Source organism: Streptomyces sp. NPDC058534, assembly GCF_042717365.1.
Taxonomy (GTDB): Bacteria; Actinomycetota; Actinomycetes; order Streptomycetales; family Streptomycetaceae; genus Streptomyces.
The window spans coordinates 17,315-30,251 of record NZ_JBHXNW010000017.1; the positions used below are offsets into that span (position 1 = coordinate 17,315).

The 12,937-nt window shown below is 70.6% G+C and carries 7 protein-coding genes; 4 read left to right on the forward strand and 3 right to left on the reverse strand.

Annotation, left to right across the window (positions count from 1 at the left end; all coding sequences use genetic code 11):
• The first annotated feature begins 177 nt into the window (after positions 1–177).
• Both ACFWR9_RS13185 and ACFWR9_RS13190 read left to right on the forward strand, forming a co-directional pair.
• Entirely contained in the window at positions 178–2,004 is a 1,827-nt protein-coding gene (locus tag ACFWR9_RS13185) for an AMP-dependent synthetase/ligase (RefSeq protein ID WP_383840118.1), read from the forward strand.
• Between the two features lie 83 nt (positions 2,005–2,087).
• A complete protein-coding gene (locus ACFWR9_RS13190; RefSeq protein WP_383840121.1) occupies positions 2,088–2,921 on the forward strand; it encodes an aldo/keto reductase in 834 nt (277 codons plus the stop codon).
• 67 nt (positions 2,922–2,988) lie between these two features.
• On the opposite strand, the gene ACFWR9_RS13195 is transcribed toward ACFWR9_RS13190, so the two are convergent.
• The 3 genes from ACFWR9_RS13195 to ACFWR9_RS13205 all read right to left on the reverse strand — a co-directional run bounded on the left by ACFWR9_RS13195 (position 2,989) and on the right by ACFWR9_RS13205 (position 6,604).
• Positions 2,989–3,690, reverse strand: coding sequence for an SDR family oxidoreductase (locus ACFWR9_RS13195; protein ID WP_383840124.1), 702 nt, complete (start codon positions 3,688–3,690; stop codon positions 2,989–2,991).
• A 120-nt stretch (positions 3,691–3,810) separates the two neighbouring features.
• The gene (locus ACFWR9_RS13200) at positions 3,811–4,734 is read right to left on the reverse strand and encodes a class I SAM-dependent methyltransferase (RefSeq protein ID WP_383840127.1); all 924 of its coding nucleotides are present in this window, start codon (positions 4,732–4,734) and stop codon (positions 3,811–3,813) included.
• A 151-nt stretch (positions 4,735–4,885) separates the two neighbouring features.
• The gene (locus ACFWR9_RS13205; RefSeq protein WP_383840130.1) at positions 4,886–6,604 is read right to left on the reverse strand and encodes a glycoside hydrolase family 6 protein; all 1,719 of its coding nucleotides are present in this window, start codon (positions 6,602–6,604) and stop codon (positions 4,886–4,888) included.
• Positions 6,605–7,118: 514 nt separating this feature from the next.
• On the opposite strand from ACFWR9_RS13205, the gene ACFWR9_RS13210 reads away from it, so the two are divergent.
• Together ACFWR9_RS13210 and ACFWR9_RS13215 are read left to right on the forward strand one after the other, a co-directional pair.
• The gene (locus ACFWR9_RS13210; RefSeq protein ID WP_383840133.1) at positions 7,119–10,040 is read left to right on the forward strand and encodes a glycoside hydrolase family 48 protein; all 2,922 of its coding nucleotides are present in this window, start codon (positions 7,119–7,121) and stop codon (positions 10,038–10,040) included.
• 166 nt (positions 10,041–10,206) lie between these two features.
• A complete protein-coding gene (locus tag ACFWR9_RS13215) occupies positions 10,207–12,840 on the forward strand; it encodes a cellulose binding domain-containing protein (RefSeq protein ID WP_383840137.1) in 2,634 nt (877 codons plus the stop codon).
• Positions 12,841–12,937 lie beyond the last annotated feature (97 nt).

Below are 12,937 nucleotides of genomic sequence, written 5' to 3' on the forward strand. Positions count from 1 at the left end.
AAACTTACTCAACCGTCAGGAAACTGTCCGACCCTTCCCCATGTGAGCGTATTTTCTCTCGCTGACCAGCGCGAACATGAGCCCTGTTCGATTTTTGCACCCCTCCCGCCCCCCGCTCCGGGTGGGGTAGCTTTCACCGCGCTGTGCGGGGGCGTCATCCAGAGCGGGGAGCGGGGTTTGCGCGAGTTCAGCAGTCCTCCGTTGACGTCGGCACCACCGGTGGGCGGTCTGGCCGACGTCGTCTTCCAGCATGCCCAGGAGGACCCGGAGAACATCGCGCTGGGCCGCAAGGACGCGGCCGGGCAGTGGCGGGACGTCACCGCCGGCGCGTTCCGCGACGAGGTGCTGGCGCTCGCCAAGGGGCTGCTCGCCCAGGGCATCCGCTTCGGCGACCGGGTCGCCGTCATGTCCCGCACCCGCTACGAGTGGACCCTGTTCGACTTCGCCCTGTGGACGATCGGCGCCCAGGTGGTGCCGGTCTACCCGACCTCCTCGGCCGACCAGTGCATGTGGATGCTGTACGACGCCGAGGTGACGGCCGCGGTCGTGGAGCACGAGGACCACGCGATGACGATCGCCACCGTCATCGACCGGCTGCCGCACCTGCGCGGCCTGTGGCAGCTCGACTCCGGCGCCGTCCAGGAGCTGTACGACGCGGGCGCGCACCTCGACGACGAGGTGGTCCACCGGCACCGCAAGGCGGTCACGCCCGACTCGGTCGCCACCATCATCTACACCTCCGGCACCACCGGACGGCCCAAGGGCTGCGTCATCTCGCACGGCAACTTCATGTGGGAGGCGGACACCGTCATCGAGCGGTGGGAGCCGGTGTTCCACTCCAAGAAGGGCGACGAGGCGGCGACCCTGCTGTTCCTGCCGCTCGCCCACGTCTTCGGCCGGATGGTGGAGGTCGCGGCGATCCGCGGCAAGGTCCGCTTCGGCCACCAGCCCCAGCTGAACGCCGCAGCCCTGCTGCCCGACCTGGCGGCCTTCAGACCCACCTTCATCCTGGCCGTGCCGTACATCTTCGAGAAGGTGTTCAACGCGGCCCGGCGCAAGGCCGAGAAGGAGGGCAGGGGCGGCCCCTTCGAGAAGGCCGTCGACGTGGCCGTCAAGTACGCCGAGGCGGTGGAGGCGAAGGCCTGGGGCACCGGGCCGGGACCGTCCGCGGGACTGCGTATGCAGCACCAGCTGTTCGACAAGCTCGTCTACACCAAGGTGCGGGCGGCGATGGGCGGGCGCATCCGCAACGCCATGTCGGGCGGCTCGGCGATGGACCGGCGGCTGGGGCTCTTCTTCGCGGGCGCGGGCGTACAGATCTACGAGGGCTACGGCCTGACCGAGTCCACGGCCGCCGCCACCGCCAACCCGCCCGAGCGCACCCGCTACGGCACGGTCGGCCGCCCCGTCCCCGGCGTCACCGTGCACATCGCGGACGACGGCGAGATCTGGCTGAACGGCGAGAACGTCTTCCAGGGCTACCTCAACAACCCGAAGGCCACCGACGAGACCCTGCACGACGGCTGGCTGGCCACCGGCGACCTGGGCGCCCTCGACGAGGACGGCTACCTCACCATCACCGGCCGCAAGAAGGAGATCCTGGTGACCTCCGGCGGCAAGAGCGTCTCCCCGGGGCTGCTGGAGGAGCGCGTGCGGGACCACCCGCTGATCAACCAGTGCATCGTCGTCGGCAACGACCGCCCCTACGTCGCCGCCCTCATCACCCTGGACCAGGAGGCGGTCGAGCACTGGCTGGCGATGCGGAACAAGCCGCAGATGCCTCCGGCCGACCTCGTGCACGACATCGACCTGGAGACGGAGGTGCGGCGCGCGGTCGTCGCCGCCAACACGCTCGTGTCGCAGGCCGAGTCGATCCGCACCTTCCGCATCCTCGCCCAGCCGTTCACCGAGGAGCACGGGCTGCTGACGCCTTCGCTGAAGCTGAAGCGCAAGGCCATCGAGAAGGCCTACGGTGCCGAGGTCGAGGCGCTTTACACGGCGTGAGTTGCACGGTCAGGAATGCGTAAGGGCTCGTGATCGTTGACGATATGAGTACCACCTGACCACAACCGAAGGATCAAGAGCTCGTGAGCAGCAAGGTCCCCCCGATCATCCTGAACAACGGCGTCGAGATGCCCCAGCTGGGCTTCGGCGTCTGGCAGGTGCCGGACGACGAGGCCGAGACGGCCGTGGTCCAGGCGCTGGAGGCCGGGTACCGCAGCATCGACACAGCGGCGATCTACGGCAATGAAGAGGGCACCGGCAGGGGGCTCGCCGCCTCCGGCGTGGCCCGCGAGGATCTCTTCGTCACCACCAAGCTCTGGAACAGCGACCAGGGGTACGACACGACCCTCCGCGCCTTCGACGCCTCACTGGCGAAGCTGGGCCTGGAGTACCTGGACCTCTACCTGATCCACTGGCCCATGCCGGCCAAGGAGCGGTATGTCGACACGTACAAGGCGTTCGAGAAGCTGCTCGCCGACGGGCGGGTGCGGGCCATCGGCGTCTCCAACTTCCTGCCGGAGCACCTGGAACGGCTGACCGGCGAGACGTCGGTCGTCCCGGCCGTCAACCAGATCGAGCTGCACCCGCACCTCCAGCAGCACGCCTCCCGCGAGGTCCACGCGGAGCAGGGCATCGCCACCGAGGCGTGGTCCCCGCTCGGCTCCGGCAAGGGCATCCTGGAGATCCCGGCGATCGTGGCGATCGCCCAGAAGCACGACCGTACGCCGGCCCAGGTCGTGCTGCGCTGGCACCTCCAACTCGGCAACGTGGTGATCCCGAAGTCCGTGACGCCGTCGCGGATCAAGGAGAACATCGACGTGTTCGGCTTCACCCTGGACACCGAGGACCTGGCGGCGATCAGCGCGCTGAACGAGGACCGGCGCCTGGGTCCGGACCCGGCGGAGGTCAACTCCTGAGCACCGGCTGAGCGGTCACGCACGGTGGAGGGGCGCGGTCGCATGCGGCCGGGCCCCTCCTCTCGCGTCAGTTGGGCTGTCCGAGCGGCCGTACGACCACCGTGTTGACGTCGACGCCGGCCGGCTGGGTGGTGGCCCAGACGATCGAGTCGGCGATCTGGTCGGCGGTGAGCAGGTCACCGGGCGGCAGACCGCCGGTCGCCTCCCAGAACGGGGTCTCCACGCGGCCGGGCGCGATCAGGGTCACGCCGACACCCCACTGGGTGACCTCCCGACGGGTGTTCTCGGCGAGACCGGTCACCGCCCACTTCGTGGCGCCGTAGATGTTGCCCGGTGTGTTCACGAACCCGGCGACGCTGCCGACCAGCACGATCCGCCCGCGCGTCGCCTTCAGCGCGTCGATCGACGCCCTGATCAGCAGCGCCGGTCCCAGCACGTTGGTCAGCACCATCTCCGTCCAGCCCGCCGGGTCGCCCTCGGCCACCGAGTCGTGGGTGGCGAACCCGGCGTTGGCGACCACCGTGTCGAGGCGGCCGAACTCCTTGAGCGTGGCCTCGACGGCGGAGGCCACCTGGGTGTGGTCGGCGGCGTTGCCGACGAGGGTCAGCAGGCCCTCGGGATCGCCGAGTTCGCCGGCGAACGCGCGCAGCCTCGCCTCCCCGCGCCCGGTGACGGCCACCCGGTGTCCCGCGTCCAGCAGCCGCCGGGCGACGGCGGCTCCGATACCGCTGCCCCCGCCGGTGATGAGCGCGACCGGTGCGTCGGTCATGGTTCCCCCCTGTGTCTGTGCCTGTGCCTGTGCCTGTGTCTGTGCAGGCACCTCTTCCGGACGGTGGGGAGTACATCACTTGGAGCGCTCTCCAAGTCAAGGGCCCGGCACGGCGGCCGTTCAGACCGGCCGTACCGCCGTGTACACGGTGTGCGCCACCAGCACGAACACGTCCTGCCGCCGGTGCACGCTCCCCTCGTCCCCGGGGTCGAGCAGCCGGTCCAGGGTGTCCTGGTCCCCGGCGTCCAGACCGTCGCCGATCCGCTCGCGCAGCCGGGAGAGGGAGGAAGCGGCGTAGTCGCGGGCCGGCTCGGAGACGGGCGCGGGCAGGTCCAGCAGGAAGCTGCGGGTGCCGGTGTGCTTCAGGCCGGCGGCGGTCAGCAGCGCGGGCCAGTCCTCGGTCTCGGGCACGGAGCCGGGCAGGCTCGCGCGCATCTCCGCGAAGAAGTCCTCCTCGACGGCGTGGATCCTGGCCTGGAGCCCGGGACGCCCGAACCCGATGTCGCGGGGCAGGAACCGGGCGGGCAGTCCGCCCTCCAGGATCGCCAGGGTGCCGCCGGGCGCGAGATGCCCGCCGAGGGCGGCGAGGGCGGCGCGCTGGTCCCCGAGGTGGTGCAGGCTCTGACTGGCCCACATCAGGTCGGCGGGGTAATCCAGTTCGCCCAGGGCGCCGGGCAGGTCGCCGGTGAGGGTGCCGAAGCGGTCGGCGACACCGAGCCGGGCGGCCCGGTCCCGGGCCCGCTCCAGCAGCGGCGCGGCGCCGTCGGCGGCGACGACGCGGGCGCCGGGGAAGGTGTCGGCGAACAGACAGGAGACGACGCCCGGTCCGCTGCCGACGTCCACGACCAGACCGGGTTCGGGCACCTCCCGCGCCAGCCAGCTCATGGCCTGCCGGTACAGCGGCGTGTACAGCTCGGCCTGCGCCTCAAGCTGCGGGGCCATCTCGGCCCAGTCCAGGTCGGTGTGGTCGTGCGGGGCTCCGTGACCGTGGCCGTGCCCGTGTGCGGAACCGTGCCCGTCGTGGTGATGGTGGTCGTGCGCCATGCTGGTCAGCCTCCCGTTAGCGGTGACCTCAGGGTGCGACGACTCACCCGGCTCGGGCAAACAACGTTGCCGGTCCCGCAAAAAACGGGAGGCCGCCGGGGCCCGGCCCGCAAGGACCGGACCCCGGAGACTCACCCGCGTGGGGAACCGCTCACGACAGCGGCGGGTAGGCGTTCTTCATCAGCTCCTGGAACTGCGCGGAGAACCAGTGCCCGGAGACCGGGGCGTTCGGCAGCGAGCCCGAGGGGTTGTTGCCGTTGCGCGCGTTGCCCTCGTAGGTGGGGTCGCACATCCGGTCGAAGCCCTTGCCCTCGTCGTTGTCGATCTCCTCGCTCGCTCCGTCGGACTCGCCCGGGGGCTTCATCCAGACGTACGCGTCGATCCCGGCGGCGGGGCTGGACTGCGGGCGTTCGCCGAGGCCGGCTCCGGACTGGTTGCACCAGTTCCCGAGGTGGATACGGCGGTCGTAGCGTCCGCCGTCGACGTAGGCGTCGACGCTGGTCCGCGGTCCGGGACCGGCGGGCCGGGCGGTGCCGCCCCAGCCGTTGCGGGAGGTGTCGATCAGCATGCCGAGGCTCTGGTCGAAGCCGATCGAGACCAGCTTGGCGCGCATGGCCTGGGCGTAGGACAGCTCGTCGGTGTAGCGGTTCCAGTCGACCCACTTGGACTGCCGCACGGAGGTTCCGTTCACGGAGTCCTCGATCTTGAAGTTCTCCTCCTTGAGGGCGCTGTAGTTGGCGGTGTTGACGATGAAGCCGTGCACGTCGGCGACGGTCGCCCCCTCGGTGGTGGCGGCGGTCTTGAACATGTCCGCGGAGGCACCGAAGTTGTCGTCCCAGCCGAGCCAGCCGTGGTGGCCGGCGTCGACGTAGTTGTAGACGTTGCCGATGTCGCCGAGCTTGTTCAGGGCGTAGCCGACGCCCTTCTGGTAGTTGCCGTTGGCCTTCATCACGTCGCAGTTCGGCGTGGCGGTCGGCCGGCCGCTGACATTGGTGACCAGGTTGGGCAGCGAGTCGATCTCGACCGTAGTGACGATCCTGAGACCCGCGTACTTCGGGTCGGCGAGGATCTCGGCGATCGGGTCGATGTACTGCGTCTTGTACTTGTCGATCTCCGTCGGGCCCAGTTCGCCGTTGGAGGCGAGGGCGGCGCAGTCGCGACCGGGCAGGTTGTAGATGACGAGCTGGACGGCGAGTTCGCCGGAGCCCTTCTGCGTCAGCGCCTCGTCGAGGTGATCGCGCAGACCCATGCCGCCGTTCACACCGTTGATGGCGGCGATCCGGTCGAGCCACACACCGGTGGGCTGGTTCGCGATCCGGGAGCCGCCCGGTTCGGCGGCTGCCTTCTCGGACCACTCGGGGTTCACGTAGACCTCGGCGCCGTCATAGGGGTTGTCCACCCGGTCGGACGGTCCGGTGGGGTCCGTCGGGTCCGGCGGGTCGGTCGGGCCGCCGTCGACGTTGCAGGTCACGCCGTTGAGGGTGAAGGTGGCCGGGACCGCGTTGGCGCCGCTGTAGGTGGCCTGGAAGCCGAAGCTCGCCGAACCGCCGGTGGAGAGCGTGCCGTTGTAGGACTCGTTGGCCGCGGTGACGGCGGCACCGCTCTGACTGACCTTCGCGTTCCAGCCGTTGGTGACCTTCTGGCTGCCGGCGTACGTCCACCCCAGCGACCAGTTCGAGGTGGCGGCACCGTTGTTGGTGACGGTCACGGCGGCGGTGAAGCCGCTTCCCCAGTCGTTCTGCACCTTGTAGTCGACGGTGCAGGCGGCGGCCGCGGCTCCGGCGTTCGCGGAGTGGGCGGCCAGCGCCGTGCCGGAGGCACCGGCGACCAGCGTCAGGGCAGCGAGCATCGCGGTTCTGGTACGGGTCATGAGTGCGGGTTCCTTCTTTCGTGGGGGTGCGGGTGCGGTCGTCCGGGGCCGCGCGTCCATCGGCGCGGTCCGCTGCCGATCGGCATGGGGGTGCCGTCGTGATCGAAGGTCAGGAACGGCCCGCGGGCACGGTGCGGGAGCCCGGGGGGTGTGCGGGCCGGCGGGCCGGCCGAAGACGCGTGGGAGGACAGGCCGCAACCGCGGCTAAAAGTCCTGAACGCGGAAGGTGGAGCGGGGGGTGTCGCATGAGCGACTCCTTGCAGTTCGGGCGCGCCGTGACGATCGCGCCGACTGATGGAACCGCTCCCACTGGTTCAGCGAAGGTAGCGCCAAGTGACGGCAAAGAACAGAGGAGTTACCGACTTTCTCTCCGCTCGCCCTGTCGAATCTTTTCGACTCTTCACGCATCTTGACCGCCGATGCCCCTCTCTCCACTATGGGAGCGCTCCCACTGGTTCAAGGCTTGTTGCTCTTCCCCCACTCCCTCCCCGAGCCGCAAGGAGGAACCAGCACCATGCACCTCGGACACAGACGCGGACGCCGCACCGCGCGGCGGCTGTGGACCGCCGCACTGGCGGCCCTCGCACTCCCCCTCACGATGTTGAGCACCGGTTCGACTCCCGCCCAGGCGGCCGCACTTCAGTGCAGCGTGGACTACAGGACGAACGACTGGGGCTCCGGCTTCACCGCGGAGCTGACGCTCACCAACCGCGGCACCGACGCCATCGACGGCTGGACGCTGACGTATTCCTACGCGGGCGACCAGAAGCTGAGCAACGGCTGGAACGGCACCTGGTCCCAGTCGGGCCGGAACGTCACGGTCAGGAACGCCTCGTACAACGGGCGGGTCGCCGCCGGGGCCGCCGTCACCACCGGCGGGCAGTTCACGTACAGCGGCACCAACGCGGCGCCGGCCGGCTTCGCGGTCAACGGCACCTCCTGCGTCGGCGCGCACCAGCCGCCGATCACGGTGCTGACCAGCCCGGAGGCGGGCGCGGTGTACTCGCAGGGCGAGGCGGTGCCGCTCGCGGCCACGGCCGCCGCCGCCGACGGCGCCACCGTCAGCAAGGTGGAGTTCTACGACGACACCACGCTGCTCGGCACCGACACCAGCTCGCCCTACACGCACTCGGCCTCCGGGTTGACCGTGGGCAGTCATTCCCTGGTGGCGAAGGCCTACGACAGCACGGGCGCCTCCGGCAGTTCGACGCCGGTCGGCATCACGGTCGCCTCGGGACCGACCGTGGTCGCCTCGCCCGGTCAACTCGGCGTCCAGCAGGGCGAGTCGGGGACGTACGAGGTCAAGCTGTCGAAGCAGCCGGCCGCCAGTGTCACCGTCACGACGTCCCGCGCGAGCGGCAACACGGGGCTCTCGCTCACCGGCGGGACGAGTCTCACCTTCACCCCGTCGAACTGGAACACGGCCCAGCGGGTGACCGTCTCCGCGGACGCCTCCGGCAGCGGCTCGGCGGTCTTCGAGTCGACGGCCCCCGGCCACGGCAAGGCGTCGGTCACCGTGACCCAGCTGGCCGCCGCGAAGGACTACGACGCCCGCTTCCTGGAGCTGTACGGGAAGATCACCGACCCGGCGAACGGCTACTTCTCCCCCGAGGGCATCCCGTACCACTCGGTCGAGACGCTGATCGTCGAGGCGCCCGACCACGGGCACGAGACGACCTCCGAGGCGTACAGCTACCTGCTGTGGCTCCAGGCCATGTACGGCAAGGTGACCGGCGACTGGTCGAGGTTCAACAACGCCTGGGAGATCATGGAGACGTACATGATCCCCACCCACGCCGACCAGCCGACCAACTCGGCCTACAACGCCTCGAAGCCGGCGACCTACGCACCCGAACTGGACACGCCGAACGAGTATCCGGCGCCCCTGGACGGCGCGGTCTCCGTCGGTCCGGACCCGATCGCCGGCGAGCTGAAGTCGGCGTACGGCACCGACGACGTCTACGGCATGCACTGGCTCCAGGACGTCGACAACACCTACGGCTACGGCAACTCGCCCGGCAAGTGCGAGGCGGGCCCGACGGACACCGGCCCCTCCTACATCAACACCTTCCAGCGCGGCGCGCAGGAGTCGGTGTGGGAGACGGTGCCGCAGCCGACCTGCGACGCGTTCAAGTACGGCGGCCCGAACGGCTACCTGGACCTGTTCACCGGCGACGCGTCCTACGCGAAGCAGTGGAAGTTCACCAACGCCCCGGACGCCGACGCGCGGGCCGTGCAGGCCGCGTACTGGGCGGACGTCTGGGCCGAGGAGCAGGGCAAGGGCGACGAGATCGCCGGGACCCTCGACAAGGCCGCGAAGATGGGCGACTACCTGCGCTACGCCATGTTCGACAAGTACTTCAAGAAGGTCGGCGACTGCGTGGGGCCGTCGAGCTGCCCGGCCGGCACCGGCAAGGACTCCTCGCACTACCTGCTGTCCTGGTACTACGCCTGGGGCGGCGCGGTGGACACCTCGGCGGGCTGGGCCTGGCGCATCGGCTCCAGCCACACCCACGGCGGCTACCAGAACCCGCTGGCCGCGTACGCGCTGAGCACCTACGCCGACCTGAGGCCCAAGTCGGCCACCGGCGCCTCCGACTGGGCCAAGTCCCTGGACCGGCAGGTGGAGTTCTACCGCTGGCTGCAGTCCGACGAGGGTGCCATCGCGGGCGGCGCGACCAACAGCTGGGCGGGCCGGTACGCGACACCGCCGGCCGGTACGCCGACCTTCTACGGCATGTACTACGACGAGAAGCCGGTGTACCACGACCCGCCGTCCAACCAGTGGTTCGGCTTCCAGGCGTGGTCCATGGAGCGGGTCGCCGAGTACTACCAGCAGAGCGGCGACGCGGCGGCCAAGGAGGTCCTGGACAAGTGGGTCGACTGGGCGCTGTCGGAGACGACGGTCAACCCGGACGGCACCTTCCGGATCCCCTCGACCATGCAGTGGTCGGGGCAGCCCGACACCTGGAACGCGTCCTCCCCGGGTGACAACGGCGACCTGCACGTCACCGTCTCGGACTACACCAACGACGTCGGTGTGGCGGCGGCGTACGCCAAGACCCTGACGTACTACGCCGACCGCTCGGGCGACACGGAGGCGGCCGCGACCGCCAAGGCGCTGCTCGACGGCATGTGGGAGAACAACCAGGACGCGCTCGGCATCGCCGTCCCGGAGACCCGCGCCGACTACAACCGCTTCGACGACCCGGTGTACGTCCCGAACGGCTGGACCGGGACCATGCCGAACGGCGACACGATCGACGCGTCGTCGACCTTCGCCTCGATCCGCTCCTTCTACCAGGACGACCCGGCCTGGTCGAAGATCGAGGACTATCTCGCGGGCGGTGCCGCGCCCACGTTCACGTACCACCGGTTCTGGGCCCAGGCGGACATAGCCCTCGCCATGGGTTCGTACGCGGAGCTGCTCGAATAGCCCCCGCGAGGCGCTCCGCGGGTTGGGCGGTTGTTTCGGCTGCGGGCCGGTTGTGGCTGGTCGCGCAGTTCCCCGCGCCCCTTACGGCGCCGGGCGGCCCACTCACGCCGTGGGCCGTCCGGTGCTCGTGTGTGTTCTGCTCCTGACGGAAGGACGGTTCCCCACCGTGCGAAGAACCCGGATCCTCACCGTTCTGCTGGCGCTCGCGGCCGGTCTCCTGGCGGGCGGCCCGCCCACCGCGCGGGCTGCCGACTCCTACACCTGGAAGAACGCCCGTATCGACGGCGGCGGATTCGTCCCCGGCATCGTCTTCAGCCGCACCGAGAAGGACCTCGCCTACGCCCGCACCGACATCGGCGGCGCCTACCGCTGGCAGGAGTCGTCCCGCACCTGGACGCCGCTCCTCGACCACGTCGGCTGGGACGACTGGGGCCACACGGGTGTGGCCAGTATCGCCTCCGACTCCGTCGACCCCGACCGGGTGTACGCGGCGGTCGGCACCTACACCAACGACTGGGGCCCGGGCAACGGCGCGGTGCTGCGCTCCGCCGACCGGGGCGCGACCTGGGCGAAGACGGACCTGCCGTTCAAGCTGGGCGGCAACATGCCGGGCCGGGGCATGGGCGAGCGCCTGGCCGTCGACCCGCACGACAACGACGTCCTGTACCTGGGCGCGCCCAGTGGGCACGGCCTGTGGCGGTCGACCGACGCGGGCGTGACCTGGTCCGAGGTGACGGCCTTCCCGAACCCGGGCGACTACGTGCAGGACCCCGGTGACACCAGCGGCTACGCCTCCGACAACCAGGGCGTGGTCTGGGTGACCTTCGACGAGTCCACGGGCACGGCGGGCGCGGCCACGAAGAGCGTCTACGTCGGCGTCGCCGACAAGGAGAACGCCGTCTACCGCTCGACGGACGCGGGCGCGACCTGGGAGCGGATCGCCGGGCAGCCCACCGGGTACCTGGCCCACAAGGGCGTCCTGGACGCGGAGAACGGCTACCTGTACCTGGCCTACAGCGACACGGGCGGCCCGTACGACGGCGGCAAGGGGCGGCTGTACCGGTACGCCACGGCGACGGGCACCTGGACGGACATCAGCCCGGTCGCGGAGGCGGACACCTACTTCGGGTTCAGCGGCCTGACCGTCGACCGGCAGAACCCGGGGACGGTCATGGCGACGGCGTACAGCTCCTGGTGGCCGGACACGCAGATCTTCCGCTCGACGGACAGCGGCGCGACCTGGACACAGGCGTGGAACCACACGTCGTACCCGACCCGCGAGAACCGCTACACGATGGACGTCTCCTCCTCCCCGTGGCTCACCTGGGGCGCGAACCCGGCTCCGCCCGAGCAGACCCCGAAGCTGGGCTGGATGACGGAGGCGCTGGAGATCGACCCGTTCGACCCGGACCGGATGATGTACGGGACGGGCGCCACGATCTACGGCACCGAGAACCTCACGAACTGGGACGACGAGGGTGGCACCTTCGCGATCGAGCCCATGGTGCGCGGCCTGGAGGAGACGGCGGTGAACGACCTGGCCGCGCCCCCGTCCGGCGCCCCGCTGCTCAGCGCGCTGGGCGACATCGGCGGCTTCCGGCACACCAGCCTGACCGAGGTCCCGTCGATGATGTACACCTCCCCGAACTTCACCTCCACCACGAGCCTCGACTTCGCGGAGGCGAACCCGGACACGGTCGTCCGGGCCGGCAACCTCGACTCCGGGCCGCACATCGCGTTCTCCACGGACAACGGCGCCAACTGGTTCGGCGGGAGCGACCCGTCGGGGGTGAGCGGCGGCGGCACGGTCGCGGCCGGCGCGGACGGCGGGCGCTTCGTGTGGAGCCCCGAGGGCGCCGGCGTGCACCACACGACGGGCTTCGGCACATCCTGGCAGGCGTCGAGCGGCATCCCGGCCGGGGCGGTCGTCGAGTCCGACCGCGTCGACCCGCACACCTTCTACGGCTTCAAGTCCGGAACGTTCTACGTCAGCAAGGACGGCGGCGCGACCTTCACCGCCTCACCGGCGACCGGCCTGCCCTCCGGTGACGGCGTCCGCTTCAAGGCGCTGCCCGGCGCCGAGGGCGACGTCTGGCTGGCCGGCGGGGCGGCGGACGGCCCGTACGGTCTGTGGCACTCGACGGACGGCGGCACCACCTTCACCAAGCTGTCCGGCGTCGACGCGGCCGACACCATCGGCTTCGGCAAGGCGGCCCCGGGCGCGTCCTACCAGACCCTCTACACCAGTGCGGAGATCGGCGGCGTCCGCGGCATCTTCCGCTCCACCGACGCGGGAGCGAGCTGGACCCGGGTCAACGACGACGCGCACCAGTGGGGCTGGACGGGCGCGGCCATCACCGGGGATCCGCGGGTGTACGGCCGGGTGTACGTGGCGACCAACGGCCGGGGGATCGTGTACGGCGACACGGCGGGCGACGGCGGCACCGACCCCGGCCCGGGACCCGACCCGACGCCCACGGGCGCCTGCGAGGTGGAGTACACGATCACGAACCAGTGGCCCGGCGGCTTCCAGGCGGACGTCCGACTCACCAACACCGGTACGGCGGCCTGGAACGGCTGGTCCCTCGACTGGACGTTCGAGGGCGGCCAGCATGTGTCCCGGATGTGGAACGCCGAACACACCCGGTCGGGCACCACGGTGACGGCGGAGAACGTCGGCTGGAACGCCCGCGTCGACCCGGACGCCTCGGTGAGCTTCGGCTTCACGGGCGAGTGGTCGGGGACCAACGGGGAACCGGCCGCGTTCGGGATGGCCGGCCGGAGCTGCACGGCCGGCTGAGCCGATGGTGGGGGGGGGGGGCGCGGGGGCCCCGCCCGTGGGGGGGCGGGGGGCCCGGGGCGGCCTCGCCGCGCGGGTCCTCGGTGCCCTCGTCGTG